19 protein-coding genes are annotated in these 17,262 nt (G+C 56.2%); 13 read left to right on the top strand and 6 right to left on the bottom strand.

The window, feature by feature from the left end:
• Nucleotides 1-14: 14 nt before the first annotated feature.
• On the bottom strand, nt 15-1,433 hold the full coding sequence (locus VHE34_RS08975) for an amidohydrolase family protein (protein WP_325586900.1): 1,419 nt from the start codon (nt 1,431-1,433) through the stop codon (nt 15-17).
• 119 nt (nt 1,434-1,552) lie between these two features.
• On the opposite strand from VHE34_RS08975, the gene VHE34_RS08980 reads away from it, so the two are divergent.
• From VHE34_RS08980 to VHE34_RS09000, 5 genes are all read left to right on the top strand, one after another.
• Nucleotides 1,553-1,831: a hypothetical protein gene (locus VHE34_RS08980; RefSeq protein ID WP_325586902.1), complete on the top strand. Its 279-nt coding sequence runs from the start codon at nt 1,553-1,555 to the stop codon at nt 1,829-1,831.
• A gap of 159 nt (nt 1,832-1,990) precedes the next feature.
• Nucleotides 1,991-4,555, top strand: coding sequence for a TonB-dependent receptor domain-containing protein (locus VHE34_RS08985; protein WP_325586904.1), 2,565 nt, complete (start codon nt 1,991-1,993; stop codon nt 4,553-4,555).
• A gap of 13 nt (nt 4,556-4,568) precedes the next feature.
• Complete coding sequence (locus VHE34_RS08990; RefSeq protein ID WP_325586906.1) at nt 4,569-5,609, top strand: sensor histidine kinase; 1,041 nt, start codon at nt 4,569-4,571, stop codon at nt 5,607-5,609.
• Nucleotides 5,609-6,313: a LytTR family DNA-binding domain-containing protein gene (locus VHE34_RS08995; protein ID WP_325586908.1), complete on the top strand. Its 705-nt coding sequence runs from the start codon at nt 5,609-5,611 to the stop codon at nt 6,311-6,313. Before VHE34_RS08990 ends, VHE34_RS08995 begins: the two co-directional genes overlap by 1 nt.
• A gap of 18 nt (nt 6,314-6,331) precedes the next feature.
• Nucleotides 6,332-6,829, top strand: a complete 498-nt coding sequence (locus VHE34_RS09000) for a heme-binding domain-containing protein (protein WP_325586910.1) — start codon at nt 6,332-6,334, stop codon at nt 6,827-6,829.
• Between the two features lie 98 nt (nt 6,830-6,927).
• Here the strand turns inward: VHE34_RS09000 and VHE34_RS09005 are convergent, their stop codons facing one another.
• Both VHE34_RS09005 and VHE34_RS09010 read right to left on the bottom strand, forming a co-directional pair.
• Nucleotides 6,928-8,184 carry an aminotransferase class V-fold PLP-dependent enzyme gene (locus VHE34_RS09005; protein WP_325586912.1) on the bottom strand — a complete coding sequence of 419 codons (1,257 nt, stop codon included), beginning with the start codon at nt 8,182-8,184 and terminating at the stop codon, nt 6,928-6,930.
• A gap of 185 nt (nt 8,185-8,369) precedes the next feature.
• Nucleotides 8,370-9,392, bottom strand: coding sequence for a DUF2278 family protein (locus VHE34_RS09010; RefSeq protein WP_325586914.1), 1,023 nt, complete (start codon nt 9,390-9,392; stop codon nt 8,370-8,372).
• A 221-nt stretch (nt 9,393-9,613) separates the two neighbouring features.
• On the opposite strand from VHE34_RS09010, the gene VHE34_RS09015 reads away from it, so the two are divergent.
• The 7 genes from VHE34_RS09015 to VHE34_RS09045 all read left to right on the top strand — a co-directional run bounded on the left by VHE34_RS09015 (nt 9,614) and on the right by VHE34_RS09045 (nt 14,718).
• Complete coding sequence (locus tag VHE34_RS09015; protein ID WP_325586916.1) at nt 9,614-10,435, top strand: hypothetical protein; 822 nt, start codon at nt 9,614-9,616, stop codon at nt 10,433-10,435.
• 9 nt (nt 10,436-10,444) lie between these two features.
• Nucleotides 10,445-10,840, top strand: a complete 396-nt coding sequence (locus VHE34_RS09020) for a hypothetical protein (RefSeq protein ID WP_325586918.1) — start codon at nt 10,445-10,447, stop codon at nt 10,838-10,840.
• Between the two features lie 4 nt (nt 10,841-10,844).
• Nucleotides 10,845-11,003, top strand: coding sequence for a hypothetical protein (locus VHE34_RS09025; RefSeq protein WP_325586920.1), 159 nt, complete (start codon nt 10,845-10,847; stop codon nt 11,001-11,003).
• Between the two features lie 5 nt (nt 11,004-11,008).
• Entirely contained in the window at nt 11,009-11,884 is an 876-nt protein-coding gene (locus VHE34_RS09030; protein ID WP_325586922.1) for an AraC family transcriptional regulator, read from the top strand.
• Between the two features lie 104 nt (nt 11,885-11,988).
• The gene (locus VHE34_RS09035) at nt 11,989-13,368 is read left to right on the top strand and encodes an FAD-binding oxidoreductase (protein WP_325586924.1); all 1,380 of its coding nucleotides are present in this window, start codon (nt 11,989-11,991) and stop codon (nt 13,366-13,368) included.
• Complete coding sequence (locus VHE34_RS09040; RefSeq protein WP_325586926.1) at nt 13,365-14,534, top strand: acyltransferase; 1,170 nt, start codon at nt 13,365-13,367, stop codon at nt 14,532-14,534. Before VHE34_RS09035 ends, VHE34_RS09040 begins: the two co-directional genes overlap by 4 nt.
• A 55-nt stretch (nt 14,535-14,589) precedes the next feature.
• A complete protein-coding gene (locus VHE34_RS09045) occupies nt 14,590-14,718 on the top strand; it encodes a hypothetical protein (protein ID WP_325586928.1) in 129 nt (42 codons plus the stop codon).
• 615 nt (nt 14,719-15,333) lie between these two features.
• On the opposite strand, the gene VHE34_RS09050 is transcribed toward VHE34_RS09045, so the two are convergent.
• The 3 genes from VHE34_RS09050 to VHE34_RS09060 all read right to left on the bottom strand — a co-directional run bounded on the left by VHE34_RS09050 (nt 15,334) and on the right by VHE34_RS09060 (nt 16,850).
• A complete protein-coding gene (locus VHE34_RS09050) occupies nt 15,334-15,705 on the bottom strand; it encodes a VOC family protein (RefSeq protein WP_325586930.1) in 372 nt (123 codons plus the stop codon).
• A gap of 53 nt (nt 15,706-15,758) precedes the next feature.
• Nucleotides 15,759-16,280, bottom strand: coding sequence for a DUF4199 domain-containing protein (locus tag VHE34_RS09055; protein WP_325586932.1), 522 nt, complete (start codon nt 16,278-16,280; stop codon nt 15,759-15,761).
• Nucleotides 16,281-16,367: 87 nt separating this feature from the next.
• Complete coding sequence (locus VHE34_RS09060) at nt 16,368-16,850, bottom strand: response regulator transcription factor (protein WP_325586934.1); 483 nt, start codon at nt 16,848-16,850, stop codon at nt 16,368-16,370.
• A gap of 65 nt (nt 16,851-16,915) precedes the next feature.
• Between VHE34_RS09060 and VHE34_RS09065 the strand changes: the two genes are divergently transcribed.
• A complete protein-coding gene (locus VHE34_RS09065; RefSeq protein WP_325586936.1) occupies nt 16,916-17,260 on the top strand; it encodes a hypothetical protein in 345 nt (114 codons plus the stop codon).
• Nucleotides 17,261-17,262 lie beyond the last annotated feature (2 nt).

Raw genomic sequence — 17,262 nt, forward strand, 5'->3', positions numbered from 1 at the left:
GGCCGGCGGCCTGCTCAATGCCGGATCGAGGCCAGCAGCGCGTCCAGGTCCGTGCGGGAATAGAGCTTCCCGTGCGAGAGGACGGCGTTGAGCCGGTCGATGGCGGCGATGTTCTCGAGCGGGTTCTGCCCGAGCACGATGAGGTCGGAGCATTTGCCCGGCTTCAGGCTGCCGAATTGGGACTGGACTCCAAAGAATTTCGAGCCGTTGATCACGGAGGTCTGCAGCGCCTGGGCCGGCGTGAGGCCCGCGGACACGAGCAGCTTTATCTCTCCATGAATGGATTCCCCCGGATAGACATACGAGTTGGAGCTGCCGCAGTCGGAGCCGGCGACGATATTTACGCCGGCCTTGTACATTTTCGGGACCAGCGACATGACGAGGGCCTCATATTTTTCGGTGAACTTCGTGCCCTCATCCGACTGGCGTCTTGCGCTGCGGACGCGGCCGGCGTAGGTCGCGATGATCTTTGGGTCGATGTATTTTTGGAGACTGTCCCGGGTATGATCGGTGGTCTTGATGCCGGCGAGGGTCTTTGAGATATACAGGGTGGGAGTGATGGAGAAGTGCTTTGCCGCGAGGAATTGGAACAACCGGGCGGCTTTGGCGCTGTCGAAGCTGTTGTAGAGGGCGGGCAGCGCGCCGAAGAGACCGATCGGGCGATCGCTGTGCTCGCGTTCGCGGATGAGTTGGGTGAGGCTATCCTCTTTTGACGAGCAGGCTTTGAAGATGTAGTATAAATGTTCGGACCCATCCATGCCGAGATTCGCGGCGTCCTTCAACTCGACGGTGTAGGGCATGTGTCCCGTTACTTTCATTCCCCGCTGTTTGGCCTGGCGGACGATCTCGAGGTAGGCGTCACCGGAAATTTTGCTGTCGTAGATTTTTACAAAGTCCACCTGTATCTTTTGCAGACTGTCAAGGGCCGCCGTGACGTCCGCGGGGGTTACCACGGGAATGGACCCGGCCCATACCGCGTGCGGACCGTCCAGCTTGGGACCGGCCGTGAAGATGCGGGGGCCTGCGAGTTCGCCGGAGGCGGTTTGTCTGCGCCATTTCAATACCGAGGGGGTGATATCGCCGCCGCATTCGCGGACAGTGGTGACGCCATAAGCGAGGAAGAGCGGCAATAGCGCCTTGTTGGCCTCGATAGTGGAGTCGCCGCCGCGGAGATGGATATGCATGTCCCAAAGGCCGGGCATCACGTATTGGCCGTGAGCGTCGTATTGTTTTTCGGCTTTGTATTTTGCTGCGAACTTTGTGTCGTCGACGGCTTTGACGGTGTCGTTGCTGATGGCGAGGAGCTGGTGGGGGATGATCTTGCCCGCGGCGACGTCGACGATGTTGGCGTTGGTGATGAGGAGGGTGTATTTCCTCGATTGGGCGAAGGCTATGTGCAGGAGGGAGAGGGCGATGAGCGCGAGTTGTTTCATTGGGAAAAGGTAGACTATTTCGGCGGGGGAATGTGGCTGAATATTAATTTATACTTTGCGAAAATTAACGAGGGAAATGGTAATTTTGTTTGGAAGGCTATAATTGAAAATTTGAAGTCATGGAACTCTCGGACGTAAACTGTAGCCTGGATAACATCTCCTTACCCGTAGATCAAAGGAAAGCAATTTTGAAACTGATCGACGTAAAAGTTAATAACGATATGAGAGAGGTGATCGCCGAAATGAAGCAAATAGAGGCCAGGTTAGAGGCCAAGATACAGATGACCAACGACAAGATCCAAATGGTGCATGATAAACTCAGCAATGAGATCAAGACCGTTTATTGGGTCGTTGGGATTGCAATGACTGTAATGATTTTCGTGGTTTCGAGGAAATAGCTTGTCGGTAAATATCCAGCAAATTAAGGGGCTTCGGCCCCTTTTTTTATTAAATGGCGGCTGATGCCGCTTCCGCCGACTTTTGGCGATTGACCGCAGATTTTTCGGGGTTCCCCTCATTGGCTGAAATGGGCGGGAGCCCCGAACTAGTTTTGGGGCATGAAAAAGATCATTGCTGTTATTATATGCCTTTTTTCGATCGGCCGGCTGCTGGCGCAGCCTCCGGCTGGCGGACCGCCCGCGGGCGGTCCGGGCGGGCCCGGTTTCGGGCCCGGCGCCAGCGCCAATTCCGGCCATTTGTACGGCAAACTCGTAGACTCGGCGGGCAAGGGTATTGGCCGTGCTTCGGTGCTGATTCTCAAGGTGTCGGTCGACGCTACGGGGAAGCGAAAGGAGATGCTGGTAAAAGGGCTCACGACGCAGGGCAACGGCGACTTCTCGGCGGAGGACCTGCCGGTGGGCGTGCCGCTGAAACTGAAGGCAACGGCGGTGGGCTATAGCGAGTGGGACCAGGAGATCACGCTGCGGGCGCCTTCTATTGAAAAAGACCTGGGCAGCCTTCGCCTGATGTCGAAGGCCAAGGAATTGGAACAGGTAGTGGTCACGGCGTCCAAGCCGGCGATGAGCGTCGATATGGACAAGAAGGTGTTCAATGTCTCCAAGGATATCGTCAGCGCCGGCGGCAGCGGGCTGGACGTGCTGAAGAATGTGCCGAGCATCAATGTGGACATCGACGGGAACATCTCGCTTCGCGGCGGATCGCCGCAGATCTTTGTCGATGGAAAGCCGACCTTGCTGACGCTGGATCAGATACCGGCCGATGCGATCGAGAGTGTGGAAGTTATCACCAATCCTTCGGCGAAATATGACGCCTCCGGCGGCGGGGCGGGAATTTTGAATATTGTCCTGAAGAAAAACCGGAAGTCGGGTTATAACGGCAGCGTCCGCGGCGGGGCCGACAGCTATGGCGGCGTCAACGGGGGCGCCAGCCTGAACGTCCGGGAAAATAAGTTCAATATCTCGGCGGATATCAATGCCCGGGCGATGCGGGACCGGACTACGGGGTCGCTCGTACGCACGGACTATAGCACGAGCCCGACGACCTTCCTGAACGAACACCAGCTGGATACCAATCGCGGCCACGCCATTTTCGGGCGGCTGGGGCTCGACTATTTCCTGACCAACAAGGCTACCCTCTCGCTGACGGGCTTCATGGTGCACTTTGGGATGAACAGCACGTCCAACCTGGCGTTCAGCACGGACAGTCTTTATAGCAGCTGGAAGGTGAATCAGCTGAGCGCCGAGGAGATCGGTAGCTCGCGGTCGTTCAACGGTCGCGGCGTGACCCTCGGTTTCAAACAACTGTTCGCAAAAGAAAAAGAGGAATGGACGGCGGACGCGAGCTATTTCTCGGGCAATGCCGACAACCACTCCGACTATACGACTAATTATTTTGCCGCGGGAAATCCCTCTTCGCTTTCGAGCTCGCAGCTGCAAAAGATCATCGGTGGGGGTAACGACCATAACATCGTGTTGCAGACGGATTTTACCGATCCGCTGACTCCGCATACCACGCTGGAGACCGGACTGCGGGCGGCGCTGCAGGGCCGGCGGAACATCAACAACAACTACAATTTCAATACGGATTCGGGGGACTATGTGCTGGCGCCCTCCGCGGCGAGCAATTACAAAAGCGAGAACAACGTGTATGCGGCCTATGCGACGCTGGCGAGCACGATCGGCAATTTCAGCTATAAGGCCGGGCTGCGGGTGGAGAGTAGCAACTACCACGGGACCTTGCTGAATTCGGGGCAGGGGTTCAGCAACCAGTATCCGCTGAGTCTTTTTCCTTCGCTATTCCTTGGACAGAAATTGGGGGATGGCCAGGAGCTGCAGCTGAGCTATACGCGGCGCGTGAACCGCCCGAATTTCTTCCAGCTGGTGCCCTATACCGACTCTTCGAACCGACTGAATATCACCCGGGGCAACCCGGACCTGGTGCCGGAGTTTACGCAATCGCTGGAGCTGTCTTATCTGAAAACCTTCAGCCGGAACAGCACCCTGCTTGCCTCCGTGTATTATAAGCATACGGATCACCTTATCACGGGATATATCGAGACGGATTCTTCGGGCGGGACGACGACGCTGATCAATACCTTTATCAACGCCGAGAGCAGCTACTCGCTGGGTGGCGAACTGACGGCCCAGCTGCCGGTGACCCGCTGGTGGGATCTGTCGGCCAACGTGAATGCCTATCAGTCGAAAATCAATGTGGCGGCTTCGGACGCCCTTGCGCCACAGGCTTTGTGGAGCTGGTTTGGGAAGCTGAATACGAATTTCCGGCTGCCATCCAACTGGTCTTTGCAGCTTTCGGGGATGTATCAATCGAAGAGCAACCTGCCGGTGAGCACCAACAGCAACCAACCCGGGCCGCCGCAGATGAACCAGAGCGCCTCGCAGGGCTATATCAAGCCCTTTTATGAGGCGGATATTGCGGTGAAGAAGGGCCTGTTGAACAATAAGCTGTCGCTGATGCTGAGCTGGAATGATATCTTCCGGAGCCGGAAGCAGGATCAGTATACCTACAGTACCTATCTGACGCAGGAGTATAGCCGGCTGCGGAATCCGCAGGTGGTGAGACTCGGGATCACGTATAATTTTGGGAAGGTGGATGCGAGCCTTTTCAAGCGGAAGAACAATAATATACAATCAGAGGAACAATAGTATATTTATAATCATGAAGTCGGATTGGTATAAAAGCCGGGTGGTTCGGGTGCTGACGCATGTGTTGGTGTGGGCGGTGGTCCTTTCACTGCCCCATCTGCTGGACACGCGTCATGGGATGCACCACCAGGACAGAGACGAGATAGAACGGAGGTTCTTTTACCTGAACTTCCTGACGAATTTGCTTTGGGTCGGGCCCTTCTATCTCAATTACTATCTCTTCCTGCCGAAGCTGTTCTACAAGAAGCACTATCTGCCTTATGCGGCCTGCCTGCTGGCGAGCTTTTGCGTGGTCCTGATGATCCATGAGCTGTTGTTTTCCCGGATCGTTCAACATCCCTGGTTCACCTGGACGGGAGCTATGGGATTCCTCCTGCCGCAGTTTGCGCTGATGGTGACGGTGAGCATGACGTTGCGCCTGGTGAGTGACAAATTGCAGGCGGACCGGCTTATCCATCAGCGGCAGGAGGAGAATTTGAAGACGGAGCTTTCGTTTTTGCGAAGCCAGATAAACCCGCATTTCATTTTTAATATCCTGAATAACCTGGTGGCATTGGAGCAGATGAAGTCGCCCGAGCTGGGGCCGACCATTCTGAAATTGTCGGGGTTGATGCAGTATATGCTTTATGACACGGACGAGGAGCGGGTGTCGTTGTCGCGGGAGGTGGAGTATTTGCAGAGTTATATCGATCTGCAACGGCAGAGATTCGGACAAAAAGTACCCATTACGGTGTTGCTGGAAACGCCGCCGGTGGAGTATGAGATCGAACCGATGCTGCTGATACCCTTTGTGGAGAATGCGTTTAAACATGGGGTGGGGGTTATCGAGAACCCGGGGATCGAGATCTCGTTACGCGTGCGGGGCGGGGTGCTGTTGTTCTCGGTACGGAACCGGTATAATCCGGACTCGTCGGAGGTGAAGGATAAGGGAAGTGGGATAGGGCTGGGGAATGTCCGGCGGCGCCTGAAGTTGCTGTATGCGTCGCAGCACCGGTTGCTGGTGAGTCATGGTGAGGGGTGGTTCCTTGTTTCACTAGAATTAAATCTACACTGATGCTGACCTGTATTGCGGTGGACGACGAGCCGTTGGCGCTGCACCTGCTGACGGAATATATTTCGAAGGTGCCGTTTCTCACGCTGGTGGGGACTTGCGGGGACGCCTTTGAGGCGGCGCGGGTGTTGCAGGAGTCTTCGGTGGACCTGGTGTTTATGGATATCCAGATGCCGGGGCTGACGGGACTGCAATTCATCCAGAGCCTGGCGAAGCGGCCGATGTTCATCCTTGTCACTGCGTATAAGAAGTTTGCGCCGGAGGGATTTGACCTGGAGGTGGTGGACTATTTGATCAAGCCGGTGGGGATGGATCGGTTTTTGAAAGCGTGTTATAAGGCGCAGGAATTACATCAACTGAGAGCGGGAGCCTCTGCGGCGGCGCAACCGGACTATATCTTTGTCAATGCCGACTATAGCCTGGTGAAGGTGTTGTTTGGGGATATTATCTGGGTGGAAGTCTCGGGGGACTATGTCAAATTCCATCTTCGAAGCAGCAACAAGCCCCTGCTGGTGCGGATCAGCGCCAAGGCGCTGGAGGCGGAGCTGCCGGGGGACCGCTTTGTCCGGATCCACAAATCGTATATCGTGTCGGTCTCGGCCATTACCGCAGTGCGGAAGAACAGTGTGTTCATCGGTACGCTGGAGTTGCCGGTGGGGGAGACGTACCGGGAAGCGTTACGGCAGATAACGGGGAAGGATATTTGAAAAATTTCAACGAATCATATGCTAAAGAAGATCCTTATTTTTTTGCTCATCGTCTTTGTCGCTATTCAATTTATCCGGCCGGCCCGGAATCGATCGGGGGAGGCAAGCATGGATATCCGGAAGAAATTTCCCGTTTCGGATTCGGTGGATCGCATCCTCGCACGGGCTTGCAACGACTGTCATTCCAATACTACCCGCTATCCCTGGTATGCGGAGGTCCAGCCGGTGAATTGGTGGCTGTCGAGCCATATCAAGGACGGGAAGCGGCATTTGAACCTGAATACTTTTCTGGCGCAGTCTGCTGCCCGGCAGAAGAAGCGGATGGAAGATTGTGTCGAACAGATCGACAATGGGGAGATGCCGTTGGAGTCGTATCTGTGGATCCATAAGGAAGCGGCGCTTTCGGAAGGCGATAAGGTGACGCTGAAGAATTGGTTTCATGAGGTGATCGACAGTCTCAAGGCCCGGTATCCGGCGGATAGTCTGGTGTTGCCGAAGCGGAAACCCGCCAAATGAACAAAGCCGTCTCCCGGGGAGACGGCTGTTGCGTAAAAGGTCTGGGCAAGGTCACAGGCATCGTGGGATGCCAATAAGAAAGGTATGTGATACTGGTTTTAGGACTTCTGTGCGAGTTCCTTTAGCGCGGCGGCGAGGGTGTCCAGCTCTTCCGGGGTGTTGAAGACGTTTGGGGTGATGCGGCAGCCCTGGACATTGCCCTGCGGGAGATCGATGGCAACGGTGTAGATGTTATACTTTTCGAGCAGGGTGGTTGCGAGCTGTGCCGGCGGCATGCCCTTGATGCCCACATTGGCGATGGCGCAGGAGCGGGCGGGGTCGGCGGGCGTGTTGACCATGACACCGGGGATGTTGCGCACTTTGGTGGTCCAGTACTGTTGGAGATACCGGAGGCGTTGTTCTTTTCTCTCCGGGCCCAGCGTCTGGTAGAAGTCGATGGCGTCGTTGATGGCCAGGTCCGTGTGGACCGGGAGGGTGCCGGTGTGGTTCAGCCGGGCAATGCCCTTCACGCTCTCGGCTTCGGCGAGCAGCGGCCAAATCTTATCGGTCAGGTCTTTTTTTACGTACAGGATGCCCGCGCCGAGCGGGACGGAGAGCCATTTGTGGAGGCTGGCGCCATAGTAATCACAGCCGAGGTCGGGAACGTTGTGGCGGATCTGCGCGAAACTGTGCGCCCCGTCTACCATGACTTCGACGCCATGGCGGTGGGCCATGTCGGCTATTTTCCGGACAGGCAGGATATGGCCGGTGATGTTGACCATATGGCTGAGCATGAGCAGGCGGGTTTTGGGCGTGATGGCCTTTTCGTAGAGAGCGACCAGCTCGTCATCGTCTTTTGGGTGGTTGGGGATGGATAGGGTCTTGCAGACGATGTTATGACGGCGTTGGACCTGGCGGAACATCTGCAACATAGCGCCATAGTCCTGCAGGGCCATGATGGCTTCGTCGCCGGGGTTCCAGGGATAACCGCCGATGATCATGTCGAGGGATTCTGTGGTGTTGCGGGTGATGATCAGCTCGTCGGGGGAGCAGCCGGCGATGGCGGCGAGGCGGGCGGCGACGGCTTTTTTGCGATCGTACTGGACGGTGCGCATGTAGTAGGCGCCTTCATAGTTCACCTCGCGGACATGGCGGATGAAGGCCTCGAGGGTTTGTTCGGGGAGGATGTTGTAATAGCCGTTCTCGAGGTTGATGTAGTCGGGTTTGAGGCGGTAGCCGGCGCGGATGGTGGTCCAGAATTCTTCGGTATGGGGTTCAGGCGCGTATCGCGCGATGTGGTCGGCCAGGGCGGCGAGCGAGAGGGGGAGGGTCGCGCCGGCGGCGGTGAGGCTTTTTATGAAGGTTCTTTTGTCCATGGTTATAGGAAGGTACGAAATAAAAAAGGAGCTCCTGGAAAGGAACCCCGAAGTTATACCATTCAAAACTAGGGAGCGTGCCCCGTTTGAGGTGTAAATGTATTGGCCATCGCGCTTTTGCGGGAGGGGGAATGAGCGGTTGGCGGTTTTGGATGGCGGCTGGCGGCCGGGACTGAGCGGTCCGGCTAGAAATCCACCAACACCCCCTCTGTGGACGCATCCTCTTTCGTGTATTTCACCCCATCTATCTTCAGCCCCTGGGCATTCAGGAGGGTGATGATGCCGCCTTTGTTGGACAGCTGCGCGCCGTGGCCGGTGAGGTTGACGCGGAAGGTGTCGCCGGGTTGGAGGGTATGCTTGCCGATGGTGTCCTTGTTCTTGCGGGAATCGGCGATGGCCCAGCCGGAGAGGTCGACGGGGGCGGCGCCGGTGTTGAGCAGCAAAACATATTCCTTGCCGGGGTCGCCGCCCTGGGGGTTGACGAGGGCCGCGGCGATGTGTACGGGGGTATTGCTTTGCGGTTGATCGGGACCCGTAGGACCTGCGGCGGTGAGGGGATTGCCGGTGTGGTCATCGGTGTGGAAGGACTGGGATTGGAACGCGGTGAAGATGGCGGCCCAGCGATTGCGCGACGGAAAATGGAACAGCAGCCCGCCATCCTGGTAGACACCATTATCACCAAAAAAGCTCCCTTTGGGGTTCCCCTGGTTCATGTGGATGTCATGGATACCCGTGCTCGGGTTTATCTCGGGGAAATATTTGTCCGCGCCGCCTGCATCTACCCAATGTTGACCGAAGGCATACAGGACCGCATCGGTATCGCTCATGGCCTGCCGGACGGTGAGGTCGAGCTGGTCGTTGAGATCGTTATTGGCGCCGGCGGCGGTGGCGGGCAGGGGGGCCATCGCGCCGGTGTCGAACAGATTGCCGCGGATGAAGTCCAGCGCGATGCCGCCGGGGCTGGAGGCGAGGGGGGTATAGCCCAGGGCCAGGCCCTGTTGCAGGATGAGATCGGTGATGGGGTGCTGAAAATCCGGATTCGAAAAGAATAATACCTGGCTCGGCGGGGTCGCGGACTGGGTGTTGATGGCCACGCGATGCGGGTTGTTGCCGCGGTTGAGGAGGATGTGATAGTGTTCGTTCTTTGAAGTGGCGAGGACGCGATCGAAGACCTTACCCTGAACGACGCCATAATCTTTTATCGGCATAGGAGAAGTTTTTAAGATGCCACAGGCATCTTGTCCGAAGGACAGACATCTGCGGCTTGCTGGAAATGCGCTAATTTTTTTTGATGCGCATTTTCAGCACATATTAGAGTGCAAGGTTAGGGGATTTTTATCGGCCTTGAACGGGTAAAAATACGGTTTTTGGATATTGAAGCGGGGATGAGGAAAAAAGGCGGTATTTTAGTGCCAACTAATCTATGAACATGGCCTTATCACTGAGAAACACTTGCCTGCTGTTCTTTTGCGCCGCTGTGTTCACCCGTTGCGCGAATGTGAAAGAGGTGAATGCCTTTGCCACCGGCAGCCGGCAGACGCTTGATAAGCAGCGGTCCGAAGACTTTGGTTACTACGCCTACTATCACGATTCCACTTACCTCTATCACTATCTGCCGGATCATCTTCGCGATGTGGACTGTCATTGCGACGCGGAGAAACAGGCGGATGCGCATATTGCGGGAGAATACAACCAACTCTGCGCCTACTTCGCTGCGCTGGCGCGATTTGCCGATCCGGGGTCGTACTTCAACTTTGCGCCCATCGGCAGCCCGGTTCCCGCCGGAACCTATGGACATGTCAACTTCAGCGCCCAGGAGGCGAGCTACTCGGCCTATGTGGCCACGGCGCTGACGACGCTGACGACGACGGGCTATAAGGCGAAGAAGATAAAGGTGTTCATGGCGGAGTACCGGGATTCGGTGGCGCCGCTGATCATGCTGCTGAAGATCCGCGCGGACAACCTTGCGGGGAGGATCGTCAACCTGCAGTTGCAACTGGACCGGGTCGCCGATTCATTGATCAGCTATACCACTGACAAAGCGGTGAAAATGCCGGTGCTGTTCGTCTACGAGCGGAAGCGGAAGGAGCTGGATGCCGCGCTGGCGCACTACCAGCAACGGGTGAAGGAGCTGGAGACGATCATCGCCGGTGGCCAGTTGATCGTCGACAATCTCGACAACCTCCACTCTGCATCTTTCAAGAATAAGCTGATGGGTTTTGTGAACGCGCTTGCCTCAAACTATCATTAAACTTAACCTATGGATCAAGTAGCCGCCGCACAATTTGCGAATTTCATTGCCCGGTTCTACCAGAACATGGCGACCCAGGTGGGGAACTATCTGCATGAGAACATCGGGAACATCCCGGCTGATGAGTTCACCATCCTGTCGAATGACCAGACCCGGCTGATCTCGTATTCGAATACGTTCTTTGCGCTTTCCGATGCGATCGCGTTCGAAGGTGCCGATGTATATTTCAAAATGGTGCAGAACGCCACTAACGATATCAACGATGCGTTGAAGAAAATACAGAAGACGGATACCGTGATCACCATTGCCGCCAATGTCATCGCGTTGGCGGGAGGCATTGCGAGCAAGAACACGGGTATGATCACGACGGCGCTGACGGCGTTGAAGGGGGCGATCAAACTTTAGTTCCATGAATATGGATGCCGGGGAGATCGGATGGCTGCTGGTGGGATGGCTGATTGCGGCGGCCTGTCTGTCGATGGGCGCCCCCTTTTGGTTCAGCCTGCTGATACAATTCGTGAATATCCGGCGGGCCGGCGCCAAACCCGGCGGTGATAAAAAGGAGTGATAGTTATGATGAACGTGCACGACTTTCTGCAATCCCAGGGGGACGACTTCAAGAAGTTGTCCTTCAAGGATCTGCTGTTTGTGCACTACCGGTGTCCGCAGGAAGAGCGATATTCGGCGCTGTATACGCACCTGAACTATATTCTTTATGTTATAGATGGGAAGAAGATCTTTCACCATGGGGACTATTTTTATCCTCTCAATACCGGGGCTTGCGCCTTCATCCGGAAGGGTGGGTTTCACCAGGAGCGTTTTTTTGATAAGGGCTGGCAGGTGATGGCCTTCTTTATCCCGGACCATTATTTGCGGAGCGTGGTGGCGGAATATCAACATTCTGTTGGTGTTCGGCCCCTCCCACGGATGACGGACGAGCCCGTGATCACGCTGCATGTCACGGAGCTCAGCCATGACTTCTTTCATTCGATGATCTCCTATTTCCTTGAACCGGCCGGCGTGCCGGAACCGCTGGTGGAGATGAAGGTGAAGGAGATGATGTTCCTGTTGCTGTCGGATCCGGAGAACCAGGCGTTGCTGGCCTATCTCAGCCGGATCGATGATAAAGAAACGTCGCTGCGCGAGGTAATGGAGGCCAATTTCCTGTATAATCTTTCGTTGGATGAGTTTGCGCGGATCACGAACCGGAGCCTGTCGGCGTTCAAGCGGGATTTCCTGGCGTTGTACGGGATGCCGCCGGGCAAGTGGCTGTTGCAGCGGCGGCTGGACCATGCGGAACGGTTGTTGCTGCATTCGGATAAGCTGGTGGCGGATGTCGCGGATGAATGCGGTTTCGAGAGTCAGACGCATTTCAACCGGGTCTTTAAGGACCGGTTTGGCATGGCTCCCCTGCAATACCGGGGTGGGAAGATTGAGCCGGAGAGATAAGTTTTTGGACTTTCCGGAAAACCCGCCGGCGGGCCGGCCTTCTACCTTTGCATCACTTGCAGCGGCACTGGCTGATGTCTAAAAACTGCGGGTAACTACTTCAAATGATCTCCGATCTTCTTCCTGTAATGAAGCTGAGTAAACAACTGGCGGGGAAAATGATCCTCCCCGGCGATCCTGCCTATGACGAGACTCGTAAAGTATATAATGGGATGATCGACCGGCGGCCCGCGGTGATCGTACAATGTTTCCACGCGATGGATGTTTCTGTCTGTATCGATTTTGCGCGGACGCAGGGCCTGGCGATAGCGGTCCGCGGCGGGGGGCACCATGGGGCGGGGCTGAGTGTGTGCAATGACGGCCTGGTGATCGATCTGTCGGCCATGAAAGAGATCCGCGTGGATGCCGAGGCCCGGACGGTTACGGTGGGGGCGGGGTGTCTGCTGAAGGAGATCGATGCGGCCACGGCCAAACATGGGTTGGCATTGCCCTGTGGCGTCTTTGGAACGACGGGCATCGGCGGGTTGACGCTGGGTGGCGGGCTTGGAAATTTGACACGGCGCTATGGACTGACGATAGATAATCTGCTGGAGGCCGACGTGGTGCTGGCCGACGGAAGTTTTGTGCATGCGTCTGCGACGGAGCATCCGGACCTTTTCTGGGCGCTTCGCGGCGGCGGCGGGAATTTCGGCGTGGTGACGCTGTTTAAATTCCGGCTGCACCCGGTGCAGACGGTACAGGCGGGGCCGATGTTCTGGCGGCTGGAAGATGCGCCGGATGTGTTGAGATGGTATATCGATTTTATCCGGAACGCGCCGGAAGACATCAGCGGCTTCTTCAGCTTCCACTGCGTGCCGCCGGTGGAACCGTTCCCGGTCGAATTGCACGGGCAGCGGGCGTGTGGCATCTTCTGGTGTTGCACGGCGGATGCGGCCGGTGTGAAGGAAGTGCTGGACGAGGTGCGTCGGCTGAAGACGCCGTTAATAGACGCGGTGGGCGAGATGCCTTTTACGGCGTTTCAAACGCTGTTCGATCCGCTGTTGCCGCCCGGCCTGCAATGGTATTGGAAGGGCGACTTTGTGGCCGATCTGCCGGAGGAGGCGATCCAGCGGCATGTGGAGCAGGCGGGGAAGATGCCGGCGGGACCGTCAATTATGCATCTGTATCCTGTGAACGGGGCGGCGGCGCGGGTGGCCTGGAGCGATACGGCCTGGAATTACCGGGATGCGACGCTGGCGATGGTGATCGCGGGCGTCGGTGAGGAACCTGCATCGGCCGAATCAACCACCGCCTGGGCGAAGGAGTATTGGGCGGCGCTGCATCCGTATTCCTGCGGCGATTCCTACGTGAATTTCATGATGGACGAGGGGCAGCAGCGGGTGCGCGACACTTACGGGAAACACTATACGCGGCTGGCGGCGGTCAAGCAGCGGTATGATCCGAATAATGTCTTTCGACTGAATCAGAATATCCGGCCGCTATGAACTACTCCTACCTGCCGGAGCTGACCCCGCTGCGTGGCGTGGCGGCCGTGCTCGTCGTGCTGTTCCATAGCCAGATCTTTATTTACCCGTTGGTGGATGGGCATGCCAGCCTCTTCCTGGCGAAGGGCTGGCTTTGGGTGGACTTCTTCTTTGTTCTCAGCGGATTCATCCTGACGCATGTTTATGGCTATGCCTTCCGGGGCGGTGTTACACGGGTGGCTTATTGGAACTATCTGCGGGCGCGGTTTGCGCGGGTCTATCCCCTGCATTTCTTTACGCTTTTGTGGACGATCGCGGCGGGGACGCTGGTGGTGGCCGGGCCGATCGCGGCGGAATGGAACCGGGGGATACGTTTCATCCTGGATATCCGAACGGCGCCTGCCTGCCTGTTGTTGGTGCAGGCGCTGCATTTATATCCGACGGCGCCGATGAATACGGTGTCCTGGTCGCTGAGTACGGAGTGGTGGATGTACCTGTTGTTCCCTTTGCTGATCCCGTTGTTACTGGGGGGTGGCCGGGCGCGGCGGCTGGTTTGGCTGCTGGCTGTGGGGGGCCTTTATGCGGCGGTGAAGTACTGGCTGGTGCCTCAATTCGGAATGCATTTATGGCAGCGGCAGCCGGCGACGTTGAATACCATCAATGATTTTGCTTTTCTCCGGTGTGCGGCGGGCTTTGGACTGGGGATGCTTACCTATCGATGGTTTCAGCTGGGGCTTTGGCGGACCTTGTTTCAGCGGAATCTTTTCTTTTGGGTCGTTACGGCGGCATTGGTCCTGAGTTTCCATTTTGATGTCAACGAGCTGCTTACAGTGGCGCTGTTCCCGTTGCTGATCCTGGCGACGGTGTACAACGGTGGGTCGGCCAGCCGGCTGCTGTCGACGCGGCCCGCACAGCGGCTGGGCGAATGGTCGTTCTCCATCTATATGGTGCATATGCCGATCTTCTTTTCGTACAGGGGTATCGCCCCCTTACTCGGTTGGCCGGTACCCAATGGGTTCTTTACCCTTGGGCCGGACTACCGCGTGGGGTGGTTTGCCGCCTGCATTTTCCTGGCGGTGACGCTTGTGGCGGCCTCGCTTTGTTACCGGTGGCTGGAGGTGCCGGCAAGGAATTATTTCAACGGGCGGCGGGCCGGTTCGGGACAGGCGGCTTCCGTCGCCGGCTGACCGCGGCGCCGAGGTTCGGTGAGACGATTATCTTCAGTGATGCGAAATTGGGTATTTGTCATCATTCATTGCCCTGCTGAAGACCACGGGCGGCGGTTGGGTCGCTGGCGAAGGCAATAACTGGTATAGGAACGATTCGCTGATGGAATTGTTGAGGCCTTATTTACCGGCAGACGCGCGGTAGTGATTGTCCCTGGCGGGCCCATTTCTATACCTTGAACTTCAGATTAGAAATCACAAAGGACGAAATCCGGCGTTGGTCAGAACTTCTCTGACCTTTTTTACCTTCTCTGGGAAATGAGTGTCCTCGACAGGATGGAACGTCTTGGTCACCAACACGACGGTGGGAGGGTTCTTCTTTGCTCTCTTGCGAGTAATATTTTTCTTTGCGGTTGGCATCTTGTCAAAGTTAAATAATTCTTTTCACTAGAAAAACCTCATAGTTGCTAATATATTTAGTTTTCCTCACATTGTAACAAGATGTAAGAAAAATGTGCGGGTTTATTCCACATGCTTACATGGATTCGAAGAGTTCACATGCGAGTCCTGATAAATGGCTATACTTCGGGAAAGATAGTTTCCAATGGGCTTCCGCCTTATGCTAAAATGCTGTGTACATCATAATGGCAGAACATTTCGTCCTGCTCCGGCATGATCGGCATGGGCAGTAATTGGTTTTCCTTAAAGAGGAGGCAGTAATAGCTCAGCAGGAAAACTGGAGCGGCTGATTAGAGAGAGCTCGAGGAAGACCATGACAGGATAGGAGAAGGCCAGCAGCTTGCGCACCTGCCCTGTCCCGCTAGGCCTCCCAGAGTTCGATCTTGTTGCCGTCGAGGTCGAGGATATGCACGAATTTTCCGTATTCGGAGGCTTCGATCTTATCCACTACCGTGACGCCCTCTTTTACCAGCTCTTCGAGGAGGGCTTCCAAATTTTCGACGCGGTAGTTGATCATGAAGCCACTGGTCGAGGGCTCGAAGTATTTGGTCTTTTCGGCGAAGGGGCTCCAGAGGGTATAGCCGTCCTTTGCCGCATCCGCGCTTTGTTGGTAGGAGAACATGGAGCCGAAGGATTCCATGTCGAAGCCGAGATGGGTCTTGTACCATTCCCTTGTCTTTTCCGGGTCTTTGCATTTGAAGAAGATGCCGCCGATGCCGATTACGCGTTTCATGCTTGTATTTTTGGTTGTGGTGGTCAAATATAGGCTATTCAGGTCTATGCCATTCAGGCCGCGGGTTGCCAATTGGGTTTCGGGGTTTTTCGTTTGAGGATCAACGACGCCAACAGGGAGATGCCGATGCCGACGGGCAGGACCTCGGCGTAGGTGAAGAGGACCACCATGACGGGGTTCTTATAGAGATCGCTCATTTGTTTTATACCGGCCAGCTTTTTTTCCAGTGCGGCGCCGGAGAGGCTGGCGCGGGCCTCTTTCGCGAGGCTGGCGGCATATTTTTCCATGAAGTCGGGGATAAAGAAGTAGTAGTCGATGCACCAGATGAGGACATAGGCGGTGGACCCGATGAGGGTGATGCCGAGGCCGATCCGGAAGGCTTTACCGAAGCTGATGAGGCCGTTGTTGTATTTGTCGCGGTAGCTTCGGATGCCTGCGTAGATAAAGGAGAAAGCGATGATCATGGAGCTGTAGCCCCAGATGGCGTTGCCGGTGTGGAACAGGCTGAGGGAGATGATGAAGAGGCAGAGGATGAGACTGGCGATGCCGCCGAAGACCAGGATCGTTTTTTTCATGACTGGTTGTTTTGTTCCTCAAAAATGGGGTTTGAGTGGCGGATTGGGGTCATACTTTCGGGTGATTTTGAGGCTTAGTGGGAATTTTCATGCTTTTGGGTGAGCGGCTGGGTCGGCGATGAGCTTTAGGCGGCGGGCCATTTCGACGGCCTGGGTGCGGCGGCGGACGTCGAGTTTTTCGAAGATACGGGAGGAATGGGTCTTTATTGTGTTGAGGGAAAGGAAGAGCCGGGCGGCGATCTCCTGGTTGCTGAGGCCTTCGGCCATGAGTTGGAGCACTTCGAGCTCCCGGGTGCTGAGGCCGAGTTTGGCGATGGCTCCGGGGTCGGGGGTTTTGGCGGGCTCGATGGGCGGCAGGGTGATGGTGACGACCTTGGGCCGGGCCAGCCTGGTCGCCAGCCAGATGCCTAAGCCGGTGAATAACACGGCGATGAGTCCGCTGTATATTTCAAAGGCGTGGTCGAAGATGATGAACCGCCATTCCAGCCATTTCAGCAGGAACAGCAGCACGGCCAACCCGGTCCCATAGAGGATCGCGTATTTGTGCCGGCGAAGAAATCGGACAACCATAAGGCTAAAATAATGATTATCCCGGTGGGAAAAAGGTTAGCTTTAGTATTCTAAAATCACTACATATGTTTGAAGAGATCTTAAACACCGTGAAGCAGCACCTGGCTGAGAATCCTGAGATCGCTCAACACATCCCCGCTGAGCAGCAGGAGGCGATACACAATGAGATTGCCAATCATGTGGCCAATGCAGCCAACCCACCCGCGGGTGCGGAAGGGATGCTGGGTGGCTTGCTTGGGCAACTGGAGTCTGCCATCGGCAGCAACAATCCCCTTGCCGGCGCCGTGGAAGGCGGGCTGGTGAGCAGCCTCGCTGCAAAGTTCGGGTTATCGCCCGCCGCGACAGGGGCGATTGCAGGCGCCCTGCCGGGGTTGTTGCAGAAGTTGATGCACAAGCCGGCTAACGCATAGTC

This window comes from Puia sp. (assembly GCF_035546395.1).
Taxonomy (GTDB): domain Bacteria; phylum Bacteroidota; class Bacteroidia; order Chitinophagales; family Chitinophagaceae; genus Puia.

Excerpts from the sequence above, each read along its gene's own strand:
- VHE34_RS08990 (WP_325586906.1), top strand. The coding sequence starts at position 4,569 with ATGAAGTCGGATTGGTATAAAAGCCGGGTGGTTCGGGTGCTGACGCAT.
- VHE34_RS08985 (WP_325586904.1), top strand. The coding sequence starts at position 1,991 with ATGAAAAAGATCATTGCTGTTATTATATGCCTTTTTTCGATCGGCCGG.
- VHE34_RS08980 (WP_325586902.1), top strand. The coding sequence starts at position 1,553 with ATGGAACTCTCGGACGTAAACTGTAGCCTGGATAACATCTCCTTACCC.
- VHE34_RS09065 (WP_325586936.1), top strand. The coding sequence starts at position 16,916 with ATGTTTGAAGAGATCTTAAACACCGTGAAGCAGCACCTGGCTGAGAAT.
- VHE34_RS09035 (WP_325586924.1), top strand. The coding sequence starts at position 11,989 with ATGATCTCCGATCTTCTTCCTGTAATGAAGCTGAGTAAACAACTGGCG.
- VHE34_RS09020 (WP_325586918.1), top strand. The coding sequence starts at position 10,445 with ATGGATCAAGTAGCCGCCGCACAATTTGCGAATTTCATTGCCCGGTTC.
- VHE34_RS08975 (WP_325586900.1), bottom strand. The coding sequence starts at position 1,433 with ATGAAACAACTCGCGCTCATCGCCCTCTCCCTCCTGCACATAGCCTTC.
- VHE34_RS09060 (WP_325586934.1), bottom strand. The coding sequence starts at position 16,850 with ATGGTTGTCCGATTTCTTCGCCGGCACAAATACGCGATCCTCTATGGG.
- VHE34_RS09055 (WP_325586932.1), bottom strand. The coding sequence starts at position 16,280 with ATGAAAAAAACGATCCTGGTCTTCGGCGGCATCGCCAGTCTCATCCTC.
- VHE34_RS09050 (WP_325586930.1), bottom strand. The coding sequence starts at position 15,705 with ATGAAACGCGTAATCGGCATCGGCGGCATCTTCTTCAAATGCAAAGAC.
- VHE34_RS09010 (WP_325586914.1), bottom strand. The coding sequence starts at position 9,392 with ATGCCGATAAAAGATTATGGCGTCGTTCAGGGTAAGGTCTTCGATCGC.
- VHE34_RS09000 (WP_325586910.1), top strand. The coding sequence starts at position 6,332 with ATGCTAAAGAAGATCCTTATTTTTTTGCTCATCGTCTTTGTCGCTATT.
- VHE34_RS09025 (WP_325586920.1), top strand. The coding sequence starts at position 10,845 with ATGAATATGGATGCCGGGGAGATCGGATGGCTGCTGGTGGGATGGCTG.
- VHE34_RS08995 (WP_325586908.1), top strand. The coding sequence starts at position 5,609 with ATGCTGACCTGTATTGCGGTGGACGACGAGCCGTTGGCGCTGCACCTG.
- VHE34_RS09040 (WP_325586926.1), top strand. The coding sequence starts at position 13,365 with ATGAACTACTCCTACCTGCCGGAGCTGACCCCGCTGCGTGGCGTGGCG.
- VHE34_RS09005 (WP_325586912.1), bottom strand. The coding sequence starts at position 8,184 with ATGGACAAAAGAACCTTCATAAAAAGCCTCACCGCCGCCGGCGCGACC.
- VHE34_RS09030 (WP_325586922.1), top strand. The coding sequence starts at position 11,009 with ATGATGAACGTGCACGACTTTCTGCAATCCCAGGGGGACGACTTCAAG.
- VHE34_RS09015 (WP_325586916.1), top strand. The coding sequence starts at position 9,614 with ATGGCCTTATCACTGAGAAACACTTGCCTGCTGTTCTTTTGCGCCGCT.